The 15691-nt window shown below is 73.7% G+C and carries 14 protein-coding genes; 9 read left to right on the top strand and 5 right to left on the bottom strand.

Going from position 1 to position 15691, the window contains the following annotated elements:
* Positions 1 to 85: 85 nt before the first annotated feature.
* Complete coding sequence (locus tag EDF55_RS04310; RefSeq protein WP_123653646.1) at positions 86 to 1729, bottom strand: ABC-F family ATP-binding cassette domain-containing protein; 1644 nt, start codon at positions 1727 to 1729, stop codon at positions 86 to 88.
* Between the two features lie 51 nt (positions 1730 to 1780).
* On the opposite strand from EDF55_RS04310, the gene EDF55_RS04305 reads away from it, so the two are divergent.
* The 6 genes from EDF55_RS04305 to EDF55_RS04280 all read left to right on the top strand — a co-directional run bounded on the left by EDF55_RS04305 (position 1781) and on the right by EDF55_RS04280 (position 8761).
* Positions 1781 to 2701 carry an oxidoreductase gene (locus tag EDF55_RS04305; RefSeq protein ID WP_123653645.1) on the top strand — a complete coding sequence of 307 codons (921 nt, stop codon included), beginning with the start codon at positions 1781 to 1783 and terminating at the stop codon, positions 2699 to 2701.
* The gene (locus EDF55_RS04300) at positions 2698 to 3435 is read left to right on the top strand and encodes a sulfite exporter TauE/SafE family protein (RefSeq protein WP_123653644.1); all 738 of its coding nucleotides are present in this window, start codon (positions 2698 to 2700) and stop codon (positions 3433 to 3435) included. The genes EDF55_RS04305 and EDF55_RS04300 overlap by 4 nt, the downstream gene beginning before the upstream one ends.
* 427 nt (positions 3436 to 3862) lie before the next feature.
* Positions 3863 to 4483, top strand: a complete 621-nt coding sequence (locus tag EDF55_RS04295; protein WP_185017105.1) for a PadR family transcriptional regulator — start codon at positions 3863 to 3865, stop codon at positions 4481 to 4483.
* Entirely contained in the window at positions 4480 to 5226 is a 747-nt protein-coding gene (locus EDF55_RS04290) for an ABC transporter ATP-binding protein (RefSeq protein WP_123653643.1), read from the top strand. The genes EDF55_RS04295 and EDF55_RS04290 overlap by 4 nt, the downstream gene beginning before the upstream one ends.
* Positions 5223 to 8063 carry an ABC transporter permease gene (locus tag EDF55_RS04285; protein WP_123653642.1) on the top strand — a complete coding sequence of 947 codons (2841 nt, stop codon included), beginning with the start codon at positions 5223 to 5225 and terminating at the stop codon, positions 8061 to 8063. Before EDF55_RS04290 ends, EDF55_RS04285 begins: the two co-directional genes overlap by 4 nt.
* A gap of 128 nt (positions 8064 to 8191) precedes the next feature.
* Positions 8192 to 8761 (top strand): GrpB family protein, encoded by a 570-nt coding sequence (locus EDF55_RS04280; RefSeq protein ID WP_260235803.1) that lies wholly within the window; start codon positions 8192 to 8194, stop codon positions 8759 to 8761.
* On the opposite strand, the gene EDF55_RS04275 is transcribed toward EDF55_RS04280, so the two are convergent.
* A complete protein-coding gene (locus EDF55_RS04275; protein ID WP_185017103.1) occupies positions 8758 to 9636 on the bottom strand; it encodes an aminoglycoside phosphotransferase family protein in 879 nt (292 codons plus the stop codon). The two genes, EDF55_RS04280 and EDF55_RS04275, sit on opposite strands and share 4 nt — an antisense overlap.
* A 40-nt stretch (positions 9637 to 9676) precedes the next feature.
* Here EDF55_RS04275 and EDF55_RS04270 point away from each other — a divergent pair, with 40 nt between their 5' ends.
* Positions 9677 to 10411 (top strand): SDR family NAD(P)-dependent oxidoreductase, encoded by a 735-nt coding sequence (locus tag EDF55_RS04270; protein WP_123653640.1) that lies wholly within the window; start codon positions 9677 to 9679, stop codon positions 10409 to 10411.
* Here EDF55_RS04270 and EDF55_RS04265 read toward each other — a convergent pair.
* Together EDF55_RS04265 and EDF55_RS04260 are read right to left on the bottom strand one after the other, a co-directional pair.
* The gene (locus EDF55_RS04265) at positions 10403 to 11260 is read right to left on the bottom strand and encodes an alpha/beta hydrolase (protein ID WP_185017101.1); all 858 of its coding nucleotides are present in this window, start codon (positions 11258 to 11260) and stop codon (positions 10403 to 10405) included. The two genes, EDF55_RS04270 and EDF55_RS04265, sit on opposite strands and share 9 nt — an antisense overlap.
* A complete protein-coding gene (locus EDF55_RS04260) occupies positions 11257 to 11904 on the bottom strand; it encodes a YigZ family protein (RefSeq protein ID WP_123653638.1) in 648 nt (215 codons plus the stop codon). The genes EDF55_RS04265 and EDF55_RS04260 overlap by 4 nt, the downstream gene beginning before the upstream one ends.
* An 83-nt stretch (positions 11905 to 11987) precedes the next feature.
* Between EDF55_RS04260 and EDF55_RS04255 the strand changes: the two genes are divergently transcribed.
* The gene (locus tag EDF55_RS04255) at positions 11988 to 13151 is read left to right on the top strand and encodes a N(5)-(carboxyethyl)ornithine synthase (protein WP_123653637.1); all 1164 of its coding nucleotides are present in this window, start codon (positions 11988 to 11990) and stop codon (positions 13149 to 13151) included.
* 98 nt (positions 13152 to 13249) lie between these two features.
* On the opposite strand, the gene EDF55_RS04250 is transcribed toward EDF55_RS04255, so the two are convergent.
* Positions 13250 to 13783, bottom strand: a complete 534-nt coding sequence (locus EDF55_RS04250; protein WP_123653636.1) for a cysteine hydrolase family protein — start codon at positions 13781 to 13783, stop codon at positions 13250 to 13252.
* Positions 13784 to 13811: 28 nt separating this feature from the next.
* Here EDF55_RS04250 and EDF55_RS04245 point away from each other — a divergent pair, with 28 nt between their 5' ends.
* Positions 13812 to 15251 carry an amidase gene (locus tag EDF55_RS04245; RefSeq protein ID WP_123653635.1) on the top strand — a complete coding sequence of 480 codons (1440 nt, stop codon included), beginning with the start codon at positions 13812 to 13814 and terminating at the stop codon, positions 15249 to 15251.
* Positions 15252 to 15691 lie beyond the last annotated feature (440 nt).

Genomic DNA, 15691 nt, shown 5'->3' with positions numbered 1-15691 from the left:
GATGGCCGGCCCGGGCGGTGAGCGCGCGTCACCACCGGACGGGAGGCTCGATGCGGGCCGGCACCGGGCCTCCCGTCCGGCGGTCTCAGCGTTCCGTCACGTGACCCGCCTCGACACGCCACTGGCGGTCCAGACGAACCGTCTCGAGCATCCGGCGGTCGTGCGTGACGAGCAGGAGGGTGCCGTCGTAAGAGTCGAGCGCCTGCTCGAGCTGCTCGATCGCGGCGAGGTCGAGGTGGTTCGTCGGCTCGTCGAGCACGAGGACGTTCACCCCGCGGGCCTGCAGCAGGGCCAGCCCGGCACGGGTGCGTTCGCCGGGGGAGAGCTCGCCGGCGGCGCGGCCGACGTGGTCTGCCTTGAGGCCGAACTTCGCCAGGAGCGTGCGGACCTCGGCTGTGGCCATCTCCGGGACGAGGTCCTCGACGAGCACGGCGAGCGGCTCGGTGCCGGTGAAGAGCCCGCGCGCCTGGTCGATCTCGCCGATCGCGACGTTCGCCCCGGTGCTCGCCGTGCCCGTCGTCGGTGCCTGCTTGCCGAGGAGTGCGCGGAGGAGCGTCGACTTGCCGGCGCCGTTCGGGCCGGTGATGCCGATGCGGTCGCCGCCGTCGACCTGCAGCGTCACCGGGCCGAGCGTGAAGTCGCCCTGCGTGAACGTGGCGTCGGACAGGGTCGCGACGACGGCGGAGCTGCGCGGGGCCTGGCCGATCGTGAACTCGAGCTGCCACTCCTTGCGGGGCTCCTCCACCTCGTCGAGGCGGGCGATGCGCGATTCCATCTGCCGGACCTTCTGCGCCTGCTTCTCGCTCGACTCGGACGCGGCCTTGCGGCGGATCTTGTCGTTGTCCGGTGCCTTCTTCATCGCGTTCCGGACGCCCTGGCTCGACCACTCCCGCTGCGTGCGGGCACGGGACACCAGGTCGGCCTTCGTCGCGGCGAACTCGTCGTACGCGTCGCGCTTGTGCTGCCGGGCGATCTCGCGCTCTTCGAGGTACGCGTCGTAGCCACCCCCGAAGAGCCGGTTCGAGGACTGTGCCAGGTCCAGCTCGAGGACCGCGGTGACCGAGCGGGCGAGGAACTCCCGGTCGTGGCTGACCAGGATGGCGCCGCCGCGGAGGCCGTGCACGAAGTCCTCGAGACGGCGGAGCCCGTCGAGGTCGAGGTCGTTCGTCGGCTCGTCGAGGAGCACGATGTCGAACCGCGAGAGCAGGAGCGCCGCGAGGCCCACCCGTGCCGCCTGCCCGCCGGAGAGCGCGGTCATCGGCGCCGTCGTGTCGACGGTGAGCCCGAGGTCCGCGAGGACGACCGGGACGCGTTCGTCGAGGTCCGCGGCTCCCGAGGCGAGCCACCGGTCGAGCGCGGTGGAGTAGCGGTCGGGGGCGTCGGCCCCGGCGTCCGGGTCCCCGAGCGCCGCAGCGGCGGTGTCCATCTCGGCGGTGGCCGCGGCGCAGCCCGTTCGCCGGGCCAGGTACGCCGCGACCGTCTCGCCGGCGACGCGCTCGTGCTCCTGGGGGAGCCAGCCGACGAAGGCGTCGGTCGGGGCGAGCGACACCGTGCCGGCGAGGGGTTCGTCGACGCCCGCCAGCAGCCGGAGCAGCGTCGACTTGCCGGCGCCGTTCACGCCGACGACCCCGATCACGTCACCGGGTGCGACCGTCAGGTCGAGGGAGTCGAACAGCGTGCGTGCGGCGTAGCCGCCGGCGAGGCCCTTGGCGACGAGCGTGGCGGTCATGGTGCCATCGTCCCATGGCGCGCGGGCCCGTTTTGCGGTAGCCATGGGGGTGTGAACCGTTCCGTCGCCGTCGTGGGCCCCGGCGCGATCGGGACGACCGTCGCGGCGGCGCTCCACGAGGTCGGCAGGACGCCGGCGCTGTACGGGCGACGAGCGCGTGCCGACGTCACGCTCGTCGTCGACGACCGCCGGATCGTGGTGCCGGGGCCGGTCGTCGGCGTTGGTCCCGCTCCGGCCGTGTCGGGTCCTGCTCCGGCCGTGTCGGCTCCTGCTCGGCCGGTCGATGTGGTGTTCCTCGCGGTGAAGGCGACGCAGGTGGCGGCGGCCGCCGGGTGGCTCGACGCGCTGTGCGGGCCGGACACCGTCGTCTGCGTGCTGCAGAACGGCGTCGAACAGGTCGCGGCCGTCACCCCGTACGCCGGGAGCGCGCAGGTCGTCCCCGCCGTGGTCTGGTTCCCCGCCGTCGGCGAGCCGGACGGCGCCGTGCGGTTGCTCGCGCCGGCTCGGCTGACGCTGCCGGAAACCCCGGCCGCAGCGGTCGTTCGCGACGTCCTGGACGGGTCGCGCTGCTCGGTCGAACTCGCGGACGACTTCACGTCCGTCGCGTGGCGGAAGCTCGTGCAGAACGCCGTCGCGGGACTCATGGCGCTGACGGGCCGGCGCGCCGGGGTGTTCGGCCGGCCGGACGTCGCCGAGCTCGCCCTCGCCTACGCGGGCGAGTGCGTCGCGGTCGCCCGTGCCGTCGGGGCGGACCTCGGGGACGACGTGGCGCCCGCCGTCGTCGCGGGCTTCGTCGACGCACCCGCCGACTCCGGCACCTCGATCCTCGCCGACCGCGACGCCGGCCGCCCGCTCGAGTGGGACGTCCGCAACGGCGTCGTCCGTCGGCTCGGACGCGCCCACGGAATCCCCACCCCGATCAGCGACGTCGTGGTGCCCCTCCTCGCCGCCGTGAGCGACGGACCAGGGTGACGACCGCGCTGTTCCTCCTCGCCGCCGGGGTCGTCGCCGGGGTGATCGGCACGGCCGGTGGGATCACGTCGCTCGTGGCGTACCCGGCGCTCCTCGCCGTCGGGGTGCCGGCACTCGCCGCGAACGTGACGAACTCCGTCGCGTTGCTCGGCAGCGGTGCGAGTTCGGCGCTCCGGGCCCGCGGCGACCTCGACGGGCACGGCGCGACGCTGCGGCGGTGGCTCCCGGTGACGGTCGTCGTGTCCGCCGTCGGCGCGGTGCTCCTCCTCGTGACGCCGGCGCACGTGTTCGACCGGATCGTGCCGTTCCTCGTCGCCGCCGGGTCCGTGCTGCTCCTGGCGCAGCCCTGGATCGACCGCCGCCGGGGAGCCGCGCGGATGCGCCGTGGCTCCGCCGCCGCGAGCGTCTCAGCCGTGTCGCTCTACAACGGGTACTTCGGGGCGGGGTCCGGCGTGCTGATGATCGCGGTGATGCTGCTCGACGGCGAGCCCGTGCTGCACCGGGCGAACGCGCTCAAGAACGTGCTGCTGCTCGCGGCCGACATCGTGCCCGCGGTGCTCTTCGCGGTGTCGGGGACCGTGGTGTGGGCGATGGTGTGGCCGCTCGGGGCGGGGGCCGTGATCGGTGGGCTGATCGGGCCGTCCGTCGCCCGACGGGTGCCGCAGACGCCGCTGCGGATCGCGATCGCGGTGTGCGGGTTCGTCCTGGCGGGGTACCTGCTCGTCGCGGGGTGACGGGTGCCCGGTGGCGCGTGGCGCGTGCCGGGTGTGTGGTGGCGTGTGGTGGGGCACTTCGCGCATGGTGAGTTGAATCGCGCGTAGGGGGTCGGTTCTTTCGACTGCCCGAGCCCGATTCGACCTTCCAGCGCGGATGCCATGGGAAGGAACGCGCACCGGGCACTGTGGCGGGTCGGCCTCTCGCGCCGCGCTCGGCTCGGGAGTGAGTCGCTCGATCGTCTCCGCGCGCTCGGTGAGTGCCCGCATCTGCGAGCCTCGATGCCGAGGGGTCGGTCCGACCGTCGCCCGACGGGTGCCGGGTGCTCGATCTGGTCGGCCGCGCCGCGGGGGGTTGTGTATGCATACCGGGTATGGGCATACTCGGTATGTCCGGAGCCGTCCACGAGGACGACGTCACGACGGACACGACCGCGAGGGGGATCGCATGAGCGTCAGGATGGGTGTACTCGCGCTGCTGGTGGGAGGACCCGGGTACGGGTACCAACTCCGGGGGGAGTTCGAGCACAGGACCGGCGGGACCTGGCCACTGAACATCGGCCAGGTCTACACGACGCTCGACCGCCTCGAGCGGGACGGCCTCGTGGCCCGCGGCGACGCCGACGACGACGGTCACGTCGTCTACACGGCGACGGACGCGGGCCACGAGGAGGTCGCCCGCTGGTTCAGCGAGCCGGTGCCGGCCAAGCGCAGCCGGGACGAGCTCGCGATCAAGTTCGCGCTCGCGGTGACCGTGCCCGGCGTCGACGTCGCTCGACTCGTGCAGGTGCAGCGTGCCGCGGCACTGCGGAACCTGCAGGACCTGACCCGGCTGAAGCGCTCGGCGGACCCGGCGGCGGACCTCGCATGGTCACTGGTCCTGGAGTCGATGGTGTTCCAGGCGGAGTCCGAGGTGCGGTGGCTCGACCACGTCGAGTCCTCCGTCGCGCGGTACCGTCCGTCGGCCGCGCCCACGACTACGTCGGCTTCGTCGTCTGCTGCGTCTGCTTCGGCTGCTGCGTCTGCTGCGTCTGCTTCGGCTGCGGGCTCCGCGCGAGGTGCCCGGTGACCGCGACGGGGTCGACGGTCGTGCCGCTCCTCGAGCTCGACGCCGTCAGCGTGCAGTACGGCTCCGGTGCCAAGGCGGTCACGGCGCTCGCCGGCATCGACCTGCGGGTGGCCCGGGGCGAGATGGTCGCCGTGATGGGCACGTCCGGCTCCGGGAAGTCCACGCTGCTGGCGTGCGCCGGAACCCTGCTCCCGCCGACGAGCGGCGAGGTCGTCATCGACGGCGACTGGCTGTCCGACCGTCCGGCACGGGACCTCGCGGCACTGCGCCGACGGCTCGTCGGGTTCGTCTTCCAGGACTTCAACCTCATCCCGTCGCTCACCGCTGCCGAGAACGTCGCGCTCCCGCTGGAGCTCGACGGGTGGAAGCCGAGCCGCGCCCGGCGCGCCGCCGAACTCGCGCTCGACAACGTGGAACTCGCGCACCGCATGGACGCCTACCCGGACGACCTCTCCGGCGGGCAGCAGCAGCGCGTGGCGATCGCCCGCGGCGTCGTCGGCGACCGTCGGCTCGTGCTCGCCGACGAACCGACCGGCGCGCTCGACTCCCAGACCGGGGAGGTGGTGCTGCGGATGCTCCGCCGGCACGTCGACGCCGGTGCCGGAGCACTCCTCGTCACGCACGACGCGCGGCACGCGGCGTGGGCGGACCGGATCGTCTTCCTCCGCGACGGACGGATCGTGGACGAGACGGCGTACTCCGGCGTCGAGCTGACCCTCGCGCACGGACGGTCCGGCTCGTGAGCGGCCGACGGGACTCCGCCCGGGGCCACCGTCGATCGGCAGCAGCGCGACCGGACCTCGTGGTCCGGACGCCGCTCGCGCTCCGGTCGGCGGTCCGACTCGGGCGACGGCTCGCCTTCGCCAGGCTCGGACGCGCGGCGCTGATCGTCGCGCTCATCGGCGTCCCGACCGCGGGCTTCGCGGCGGCGGCGGTCGTGGTGCAGTCGACCCAGGCGACGACGACCGAGAGGCTGGACTACTCCCTCGGGCACGCGGCCGCCCAGATGCGGGTCGTCGGGCCGGACCTGTCGGGCATGCGGCAGGACCCGGTCGACTGGCAGGTCACCGACACGCGCCGGAACTCCCCGGCGTTCCGCTCCTCCGATGCCGACCAGCCGTGGGCGTCGGTACTCGACCACGTCCCGGCCGGCGCGGTCTCGATCCCGGTGGGCTCGACGAACGTCGTCGTGGACGGGCCGAAGGGGCCCGTTGCGCTGCCGGGGACCGAGGGCAGCACGTGGGACGACGCCCTCGACGGGCACTGGCGCGTCCTGAGCGGCCGGGCGCCGACGACGCCCGCCGAGCTCATGGTCACGCCGGCGACGCTCCAGCGGCTCGACGCCCGCGTCGGCGACACCGTCGACGTCACCGACCCGATGACGAAGCGGTTCACCATCACCGGGACCATGCGCGACCTCGGGTCCGTCCCGGACGTCCAGGGCGTGTTCCTGCCATGGGGGACGACGCTCGGCAACGCGGCGGACGCCACCGCTGTGGAACCGTACGACCTCACCGTGTACCTCGCGACCGACGCCCCGACGTGGTCGGAGATCCACGCGCTCAACGCGCACGGCATCGTCGTCGAGTCCCGCCCGGTGGTCCTCGACCCGCCGGACGACCGCGTCGGTGGGCAGGGCAGCGGGATGAACTGGTACCTCGCCGGCCTCACGCTGATCGGCGTGTTCGCGCTCTTCGAGGTCGCGCTCCTCGCCGGTGCCGCCTTCCTCGTCGGGACCCGCGCGGACTCCCGCTCCTACGCGATCCTCGCGAGCGTCGGCGGCGACCGGCGGTTCGTCCGGACCGTCGTCGCCGGCTCCGGCCTGGTGCTCGGGGTCACGGCGGCCGTCCTCGGCGTCGCGGCCGGCGTCGGCATCGGACGGGTCGCGTTCGGCGTGCTCGACAACGGCGACGTGACGTCCTACCCGGGCTTCCACGTCCCCGCGCTCCTGCTGCTCGCGATCGCCGGTGCCGGGGTGCTCGCCGGACTCGTCTCGTCGCTCGTCGCCGCGCGCGCTGCGACCCGCATCGACGTCCTCAGCGCCCTGCGCGGTTCCCGACGGCCGGTCACCCCCAGCCGGAAGACCCGCGTCCGGCGACGGATCTGGGGTCCCGTGCTCGTCGTGGTCGGGGGTGTGATGACCCTCGCCTGCGGTGTCGGCGTGCTGATGCTCAACGACCGCCCGGTGCAGCACGACGACCTCGCCTGGATCGTCGGCGCCGGGGTCGCGCTCGGTCCGTGCCTCGTCCAGCTCGGCGTGGTCCTGTGCGCGCCTGAGGTGCTCGGAGCTGTCTCCCGCGCCACGGAGCGACTCGGTTTGGCGCCGCGACTCGCGGCTCGGGACGCCCGACGCAACCCGATCCGCACCGTCCCCGTGCTCGCCAGCGTCATGAGCGTGGTGTTCGTCGCGTCCGTCGTGATGACCTGGACCGCGTCGTCGCACGCCGCGTTCGTCCGCGACTACGAGTACCGCACGGCCGTCGGCGTCGCCACCGCCGACGTCTCCGTGACCAACGGCGGCTACGACGCGGCGGTGACCCGGCACGCGGCCGACGTCCTCGGCCACGTGCTCGACCACGACCGCATCCGGGTGCTCGGCGTCGCGCAGGAGCAGACGACCGAGAAGCCCGGCACACAGACGCTCCCGCACGTCTGGGAGCAGCGCGACTGCCCGACGAACGACACGACGGGGTGCTCCCGGTTCCTGCAGTCCACGGACAGCACCGCCCCGCACATCTGGGCGGGGACCGCGGACGACCTCGCGGTGCTCACCGGGCACCGCACCTCGGCTGCCGTCTCGGCAGCGCTCGCCTCCGGCAAGGCGGTCTCGCTCTGGCCGGAGTACGTCCGCGACGGTATGGTTCGCATCGACAGCTTCGAGAACCGGAAGTGGGACGACCCACTCCCGACCGGTGACACCCGACCGGATGCGAGCGTCAGCATCCCAGCGGTGCTCGACGTGCAGAGCCCACGGATCATGGTCGGGGTCTTCATGACCCGCGAGACCGCTCGGCAGCAAGGCGTGCCGACGGTTGACGGCATGCTCGTCACCCGCCTGCCCGGGCAGCTCACGACGTCGCAGTGGGACGACCTGAACTCGGCGTGGCAGGGCCGCGGGGGAGCGGACCGCGACCTGTGGGGCGGTCCGGCCTTCGGCTACGAGGCCGGACCGGTCGACGGTTCGGCCCCGGTGATGGCCGTCGCCCTGGCGCTCGCTGCCGCCGTGACGATCGGCGCGACCGGTGTCGCGGTCGGCCTGGCGCGGGCAGACGGCCGGCGCGACGACGAAGTGCTCGACGCCGTGGGGGCGGCACCGCGGCTGCGCCGGCGGATCTCCACCTGGCAGGCGGCGATCCTCTCGGCGGTCGGCGCGGTGATCGGCACGGCCCTCGGGCTGCTCCCGATCCGCGCGCTCACGCTCCGGTTCACGGACTCGGCCGTCGGTGTCACGCACACCCCCTTCGCGCCCGACTGGACGATGCTCGTGCTCCTCGCGCTCGGCCTGCCGGTCGTCGTCACGCTGGGCACCTGGCTCACGTCCGGCCGTCGGCGCCGCCCGACGGTGCGTCGCGCGCCCTGAACCCGCTCACTCCGCCGGCCCCCGCCGCCTTGCGTTGAATCGGTGTCCGAAAGCGACAGTGGTCGCGAGCCGCGCACACGACCACTGTCGCTTTCGCGCACCACTTCGCGCCGGGTAGCGTCGCGGACGTGGCGAACGTGCGGGTGGTGGCGTACCGGGAGGCGTGGGCCGGGCGGTTCGGCGAGCTGCGGGATGCGTACGCGGCCGCGCTCGGCGCATCTGGACTGGCGCCGATCGCGATCGAACACGTCGGGAGCACGGCCGTGCCGGGGCTCGCGGCGAAACCGGTGATCGACGTCGACGTCGTGGTGGACGCCGCGGACGTCGATCCCGCAATCCGAGCGCTCAGACGGATCGGGTTCGAGCCGTCCGGCGCGGGCGGCGTGCCCGGCCGGGTCGCCTTCTTCACGCCGGAGCGCTTCCGGCCCAGCAACACGTACGTCGTGACGGCGGGGTCGCTGGCGCTCCGGAACCACCTCGCGGTGCGCGACGTCCTGCGGTCCGATCGCGCACTCCGAGACGAGTACGGCACGGTCAAGCTCCGCGCGGCCGAGACCGCGGCGGACATCGACGCGTACCTGGCGGCGAAGAGCGAGGTCCTCGAGCGGATCCTGCGCAGGGCCGGGCTCAGCGACGAGGACCGGGCAGCGATCGCGGCGGCGAACCGGGCGATCGCGGAGCGGGGCGCGCTCGGCTAGGGAGTGAGTCGCTCGATCGTCTCCGCGCGCTCGGTGAGTGCCCGGATCTCGGAGCCTCGATCCCGAGGGGTCGGTCCGAGACGCTCGCCCGTGAACCGCACGAGGTCGAGGAGGACGACCGCGACACAGGCGCGGAGCACGACGGCTTCGGCGGCTCTCGCACCCGCGGTGACGATGCGTTCGACTGCAGCCGGGGTGATCCGCGCGTGGCTGAGCAGCGTCGCGAAGTCGAAGACGCGGGTTCCGCTGCCGATCGCCTCGATGTCGACGACGCCACGGACGACGCCGTCCTGGAACAAGAGGTTCGCCGGACGGAGATCACCGTGCACCATGTCGGTCCGCGGCCACGCGACACTGCCGGCACCGTCGGCCAGCCGCTCGCACACCTCGAGCAGGCGACGGTCGGCGCCCTGCTCCCGGGCGCTGGAACGGAGGCGCTCCCAGCCGTCGCCGAGTTGCTCGAGCGCGAAGTCGGTCCAGGAACGGCCCGGGTCCGGGTCGAGGCCGGCCTGCGACTCGACGACGTCGACGATCGCCGCGGCGGTGCGTTCGTCGACGAGCTCGATGGTCCGTCCGGGGCAGAACTCCTGCAGGACGTACGCGGTGCCCGTCGTGGTCGTACCGACCTCCGACCACGCCGGGGTCGGGTACCCCGCTCGCCGGACCGCGGCGACGGGACCCGCCGCGGCCGTCACCCGACGCGCCCACCCGGCGTCGGCCGTCAGCTTGAGGACCGCCGTCCGTCCGTCGTCGTGCCGGACCGACCACGCGCCGGACTGCAGCCCGCCCCGGAACGGTGAGCCGAGCCTCCATCCCGGTGCCCTGCCGTGGACCTCGTGCAGCACCTGCTCGGCGAGGGAGCGGTCGGTGGTCACGGGCACGACGCTAGCGGGTGGGCGCGGGCAGGATGGGCGCATGACACGCATCCTCGTGACGGGCAGCACCGACGGCCTCGGACGCGCGACCGCGCAGTCCCTCCTCGACGACGGGCACGACGTGGTCGTGCACGCCCGGAACGACGAGCGCGCCGCCGCGCTGGCGTCGCTGACGGACCGTGGGGCCGAGCTGCTCGTGGTCGACCTCGCGGACCGTGGGGCGGTCGTCGCCGCGGCGTCCCGGCTCGACGCGGAAGGGCCGGTGGACGCCGTCGTGCACAACGCCGGCGTCATCTCCGGCCGCTCGCTCGTCCCCGTGAACGTGGTGGCGCCCTACCTGTTCACCGCACTGCTCACGACACCGACCCGCCACGTCTACCTCAGCAGTGGCATGCACCGCGGTGGCCGCGCGGAACTCGACCGGATCGACTGGAGCGGGTCGACGGACTCGGCGAGCTACTCGGACACCAAGCTCCTCGTCACGGCGCTCGCCGCAGGCATCGCTGAGCGCTGGGCTCCCGACGTGCTGGCGAACGCCGTCGACCCCGGGTGGGTGCCGACGAAGATGGGTGGCGCGGGCGCACCCGACGACTTCGAGCTGGGGCACCGGACGCAGGAACGCCTCGTGACGGACCCAGACCTGCGGGTCAGCGGCGGGTACTGGTTCCACGGGGAGCAGCAGGAGCCGCATCCCGCCGTCCACGACCCTGCGTTCCGGGAGCGCCTGTTGGACGTGCTGGCCGCGGAGACCGGGGTGTTGTTGCCGTCACGGTGACGGCGCGTCCGGTCCGTGCGTGGCGAGCCATGCGGACGCGAGGTCGATCGCGTGTGTGGAGTCCGGCGTGCCGGGGCGGTTCAGGAACGCGTGCCTGCTGCCCGCCAGCACGTGCCGCACGACCTGGACACCCGCGGCGGTGAGCTCGGCCGCGAACCGTTCGCCGGACGCACGCATCGTGTCGTGCTCCGCGTCGACCAGGAGCGTTGGCGGGAAGGCGTCGAGCGGGTGGCCGCCCGGAAACGCGCGGGGATCCGCTCGAGCGTCGCCGTTGCGGGCATGGGCACGGTTCGCGGCGTCGAGGGCCCACGGGGCGTGCGTCAGACGACGGTGCCCGCGGACGGTCCGGGTGATCGCCGGGACACGGGGCGTGCGGGAGTGGAAGAACCCGTACGCGAGGAACGCCCCGACCGGCGCGGGCAGGTCGTCGGACGCTGGCGTCCCGGACGCGGCGAGCGCCGCCGCTGCGGCCAAGCACGCCCCCGCGCTCGCACCACCGAGCACCACCCCGTCGGAGGCGGCCTCGCTGACCGCGCGGTACGCGGCGAGGACCTCCCGGTGCGCCAGCGGGAACGGCGTCCGCGCACGGGGCCCACGCCGCGCCGCCCACGGCATCCCGGGGAGGGGTGAGAGCCGGTAGTCGACGGTCACGACGGGGACACCGCGCGCCGCGAGTGCCCGGGCGACGGCGTCCGACTCCGGCAGGTCCAGGTCACCTCGGAAGAAGCCCCCACCGTGCAGCCAGAGCAGGGTCGGTGATCCGGGGCGGACGGCGGCGGGCTCGTACCGGCGGAGCGGCACCGGACCGGACGGCCCCGCGACCAGGTCGTCCGCGAGTGAGACGGTCACGGGAGGACGTCCACCACGCGGGCGTCGCCGACGATCGGGTCGAGTGCCCCTGCCGAGGCCGCGGCGAGGTCCGCGCGCAGCACGTCGAGTTCCTGCGCGGGCACCCACAGCTCGAACGTGGCCGCTGCGCCGTAGGTGGTGTCCCCGAGGGTGGCGTCGTGGTGGTCGACCCAGGAGCGCAGCACGTTGTCGAGCCGCCCCGCGTCGGCGTGCTCGACGTCCACGCTGACCCGGGTGAGCGCGACGCGGCGGACGACCGTCGCCCGGTCGAGCGCCTCCGACACCGAGGTGGAGTACGCCCGGACGAGCCCGCCGGCGCCGAGCTTCACGCCGCCGAAGTACCGGGTGACGATCGCCACGACGTCCGTGAGGTCCCGACGGCGCAGCACCTCGAGCATCGGGACGCCCGCGGTGCCCGACGGCTCGCCGTCGTCGGAGGACCGCGCCTGGTCGCCGAGCACCCCGGTGACCATCGCGGTGCAGTGGTGGCGGGCGTCCCAGGCCGCGCGGCGAACCTCGGCGATCGCCCGGTCCGCGTCCGCGACGTCCGCCACGGGGACCACGTGCGTGATGAACCGCGACTTCGTGATCACGATCTCGTGCTCGAGGGGCGCAGCGATGGTGGACGGGTAGCTGCGGCTCACCCGACGAGCGTACCGACGGGCGACGACCGGACGCCGACGACCGGACGCCGACGACCTGGCATGCGACGGGCCTACAGTGCACCATGACCGAAACCGAACCGACACCGGGCCTCATGCGCCTCGGTGTCGTCGCGACCTCCCGGAAGGCCGATGAACACCGGCTGCCCATCCACCCCGCGCACTTCGGCCGCATCGACGCGGACCTCCGTGCGGCCATGGTCGTCGAACGCGGCTACGGGCTGCGCTTCGGCGTCCCGGACGAACAGATCGCACCCCTCGTCGGCGCCGTCGCCGACCGCGCCGAGGTGCTCGCAGCAGCCGATGTCGTCCTGCTGCCGAAGCCCCAGGCGTCCGACCTCGCCGACCTGCGGGACGGGCAGGTCCTCTGGGGCTGGCCGCACTGCGTCCAGGACCAGGAGATCACCCAGCTCGCGATCGACAAGCAGCTGACCCTGATCGCGTGGGAGGCCATGAACCACTGGCAGCCGGACGGCGGCTTCGGGCTGCACGTCTTCCACAAGAACAACGAGCTCGCCGGGTACTGCTCGGTGCTGCACGGCATGCAGCTCTGCGGCTCCACCGGGGACTACGGCCGCCGCCTGACCGCCGTCGTGATCGGCTTCGGCGCCACCGCCCGCGGCGCCGTCACCGCGCTCAACGCGCACGGGGTCCACGACGTCCGGGTGCTCACGAACCGCCGCCCGGCCGCGGTCGGGTCACCGATCCCGTCCGTCGACGTCGTGCACTTCGAACACGACGCAGCGGCCCCGCACACCAGCACCGTCAACACGGACCAGGGGCCGGTGCGCCTCGCCCCGTACCTGGCCGAGAACGACATCGTCGTGAACTGCACCCTGCAGGACCCGAACGCGCCGCTGACGTACCTCCGCACCGAGGACCTCGACGCGTTCCGCCCGGGGAGCCTCATCGTCGACGTGTCCGTGGACGAGGGCATGGGGTTCGAGTGGGCACGAGCCACCACGTTCGCCGAGCCGATGGTCACCGTGGGGGACTCGACGAACTACTACGCGGTGGACCACAGCCCGTCGCTGCTCTGGAACTCGTCGACGTGGGAGATCAGCGAGGCGCTGATGCCGTTCCTCCGGACGGTGATGACCGGGCCGTCGGCGTGGACCGGGTCCGAGACGATCCGCCGGGCGATCGAGATCGAGAACGGCCACGTCCGCAACGAGGCGATCCTCACCTTCCAGGGACGGTCGCGGGCGTACCCCTACCCGATCCGCTGAGCGTGACCGGACGCGCCAGCGCGGCCGGTCACGCCAGCGGGGCCGGCCGCGCCAGCGCCGCCGCTCACGCCAGCGGCTGCTCGCGCCAGCACGGCCGGTCACGCCAGCCGCGGCACCACCGTCGCGAAGCTGCCGTCCAACGCCGCCATGAAGGACGCGTGCACCAGGTTCCCCGGGACGGTGGTGTCCCCGAGCGTCAGGTCCGGCGCCGCGCAGGCGTCGGACACGACGGTCACCGTGAACCCGAGCTCCGACGTCGCCCGCACCGTGGAGTCGACGCACATGCTGCTCATCATCCCGACGACCACGAGCTCGGTGACCTCGGCATCGGCGAGGAGCGACTGCAGCCCCGTCCCGACGAAGCTGTTCGGCTCGTGCTTCTCCAGCACCGGCTCACCGTCCGCCGGCGCCACGAGCGGGTGGAACCCGACACCCGGCGTCCCCGGCACGAAGAAGCCGGCATCCGCCTCGGTCGCGGTGTGGAACACGTGCACGACCAGCTCACCCGAGGCACGGAACGCATCGAGCACCTCCCGCGCCGCGGCGGCCGCCGCCTCCGGCTCGACGAGGGGGAACGCGCCCCCGGGGAAGTAGTCGAGCTGGATGTCGACGAGGACGAGCGCACGGGTCATGGATGCAGCGTAACTAGGCTCGGGAACCGTGTTCGAACTCCACCACCTCTCCGCGCAGGAACTCTGGGACTGGATCCGCCGCGGCGACACCACGGCCCGCGAAGCGACCGAGCACTTCCTCGCCCGCGTCGAACGGCTCGACCCGGAACTCGGTGCCTTCGTGACGGTCACTGCCGACGACGCACGCGAGCGAGCCGACCGTCTCGGCCACCTGGTGCCGACGTCCAGACCGCTGTGGGGCCTCCCGTCCGGTGACAAGGACCTGTACGACCGGGCCGGCGTGCCCACCGGATCCGGGACCGTCTCGCTGCCGGAGCGGCCCGCGACCGCCGACCACCCGCTGGTGGCGGCGCTCGCCGCGGCCGGCGCGGTGAGCCTCGGGAAGACCGCGAGCCCCGAGTTCGGGATGTCGTCCTCGTCGGAGACCCGCCGCGGCGTCACGCGGAACCCGTACGACACCACCCGTGCGCCGGGCGGCTCGTCGAGCGGTGCGGCCGTCGCGGTGGCCGCCGGACTGCTGCCGGCGGCGGTCGGGTCCGACGGCGGGGGATCCGTGCGGATCCCGGCGGCAGCGACCGGCCTGGTCGGGCTGAAGCCGAGCCGCGGGCGGGTGCCGTCCATGCCCGGGCGGTCGGGGGCCGGCGGGCTGTCGGTCGCCGGGCCGCTGACGCGGACCGTGGCGGATGCCGGGATGTACCTCGACGCGCTCGTCGCGCCGACCGGGCTCGACGAACCCGTGCCGTACGCGCTCGTGACCCCCGACGTCGGCGACGGGCCGTTCACCGCTGCGGCGGTGCGTGGCGAGGGGCGCTTCGTCCTCGGGGTGCTCGACGGGTCCCCGTGGGACGACACCGTCGACGTCGTCGTCGACCCGGCAGCCCGTGACGCGGTCGACACCGCGGTGCGGGTGCTCTCCGAGCTCGGGCACGGGATCGAGGACGTCGCGATGCCCCGCACGCCCTACGCCTCGGCGTTCCGGGTCGCGTGGGAGAGCTCCGCGGCGCAGCTGCCGTCTGTGCCGGGGATCGACCTCACCGCCCTCACGCCGCTCGTGTCCTGGCTCGTCGCCCGCGGGCAGGCGCTCACCGGGACCCAGGTGCTCGCCGCGATGACGGCGCTCGACACGTTCTCGACGACGCTGATCAGCGCGTTCGGCCGGTTCGATGCGGTCATCACGCCGACGCTGGCGCTCACCCCGCGGCCGCTCGGCTGGTACGGGGACGACCCGTCGGAGGACTTCCGGCGCCAATGCGCATACTCGCCGTGGACCTCGATGGCGAACGTCGCGGGGCTCCCCGCGATCACGCTGCCCGTCGGGGTCACTGCGGCGGACCACCCGGACGGCGGCGGGCTGCCGATGGGCGTGCAGCTGATCGGGCGGCCGGGCGGGGAGCGGACGCTGCTGGCGCTCGGAGCGCAGCTCGAGCGGCGGCTGCGCTGGCAGCGGAGGCACCCGCCGGGGTGGTGAGCGCGGCCGCGCGGCGCGCGGCGGCGCCCGGCGGGGCGCGGCGCGGCGGGCCCGGCGGGACGGGCGGACTCGGAACGACGACATCGCTGTCGTACGACAACGCAATTGTCGTTCCCCCGCGTCCACAACCGTTGCAAGCGTCCGCCGACGACAGCCTCGCTGTCGTACGACAACGCAGTTGTCGTCGGTTGCGGACGCAACGAACGTGCCCCGCGGCCTCCACCCACCGGCCTGGAGGCTCGTGGCGGCCTGGCACCGAGCCTCCCGGCCGGCACGTGGTCGCGAGCTCCGACACGGCATCGGTCGATCGACGCCCGTGGTGTCGGAACATGCACACGCACCGGATTCGTCCGCATGATTCGACACGGCGGCAGTCGATCGACGCCCGCGATGTCGGAACATGCACACGCACCGGATCCGTCTGCATGAGTCGACACGGC

The sequence above is a fragment of the Curtobacterium sp. ZW137 genome, from assembly GCF_003762905.1.
GTDB lineage: Bacteria > Actinomycetota > Actinomycetes > Actinomycetales > Microbacteriaceae > Curtobacterium.
Note: the sequence above shows the minus strand (reverse complement) of the source record. Positions and strands in the feature narration are given on the sequence as shown.

Excerpts from the sequence above, each read along its gene's own strand:
- EDF55_RS04295 (WP_185017105.1), top strand. The coding sequence starts at position 3,863 with ATGAGCGTCAGGATGGGTGTACTCGCGCTGCTGGTGGGAGGACCCGGG.
- EDF55_RS04310 (WP_123653646.1), bottom strand. The coding sequence starts at position 1,729 with ATGACCGCCACGCTCGTCGCCAAGGGCCTCGCCGGCGGCTACGCCGCA.
- EDF55_RS04250 (WP_123653636.1), bottom strand. The coding sequence starts at position 13,783 with ATGACCCGTGCGCTCGTCCTCGTCGACATCCAGCTCGACTACTTCCCC.
- EDF55_RS04270 (WP_123653640.1), top strand. The coding sequence starts at position 9,677 with ATGACACGCATCCTCGTGACGGGCAGCACCGACGGCCTCGGACGCGCG.
- EDF55_RS04255 (WP_123653637.1), top strand. The coding sequence starts at position 11,988 with ATGACCGAAACCGAACCGACACCGGGCCTCATGCGCCTCGGTGTCGTC.